Here is a 668-nt window from a genome sequence, read left to right as displayed (position 1 = left end):
GCCGGCCGGTCGCGCGCTACACGCGCGGCCGCGCCGTGATGGCCGAGGGCTCCGTGCGCGCGGCGACGGAGACGCGTGGCCGCGTGCCGCCCGACCGGGCGTCCACGGCACCCCTTGGGGGCGACGCGCGTCAGGCGACCGCCTCGGCCTCCACCTCCACCTTGAAGGCGGGGCTCGCCAGCCCCGCCACGATCAGCAGGGTGCTCGCCGGCGCGTGGCCCGCCAGGAACGTGTCCCGCCGCGCCCGCCAGGCGCCGACCAGGGCAGTGTCGGTCAGGAAGACGGTCATCTTGACGATGTTCGCCGGCCCCATGCCGTGCGCGGCCAGGATGGCGCCGAGATTGGCGAGCGACTGGTCGATCTGCGCCTCCGGGTCCTCGACCAGCGATCCGTCCGGGCGCAGCCCCACCTGGCCGGAGGCGACGAGCCGCCGGCCCTCGCCCTCGATCAGCGCGGCCTGGGAATAGCGGGATTGCGGCATCGGCGCGCCGGGCGGGTTGGAGAAGGTGATGCGGGCCATGGCGGATGCTCCCTGATGCTGGTTCGTCGCGTCGCGGGTCGCGCGCGACCCGCAGCATAGAGGGCGGCGGGCCGTTCGGCCTCATGGCGCGCGGCGCGCGCCCGGCCGCGATCAGACCCGCGGCGGGGGAGGACGGGAGAGCGCACGC

Annotated in this window: 1 protein-coding gene; it reads right to left on the bottom strand. The window is 76.3% G+C overall.

From position 1 onward, the window contains the following. Window positions 1–130: 130 nt before the first annotated feature. Window positions 131–520, bottom strand: a complete 390-nt coding sequence (locus HW577_RS26050; RefSeq protein WP_198378965.1) for a RidA family protein — start codon at window positions 518–520, stop codon at window positions 131–133. Between the last annotated feature and the right edge of the window lie 148 nt (window positions 521–668).

Source organism: Neoroseomonas rubea (genome assembly GCF_016106015.1).
Taxonomy (GTDB): domain Bacteria; phylum Pseudomonadota; class Alphaproteobacteria; order Acetobacterales; family Acetobacteraceae; genus Neoroseomonas; species Neoroseomonas rubea.
This window is presented reverse-complemented; position numbering and strand designations above follow the sequence as displayed.

What these genes read in the sequence shown, in the direction of transcription:
- HW577_RS26050 (WP_198378965.1), bottom strand. Translation starts at nt 520, where the DNA reads ATGGCCCGCATCACCTTCTCCAACCCGCCCGGCGCGCCGATGCCGCAA.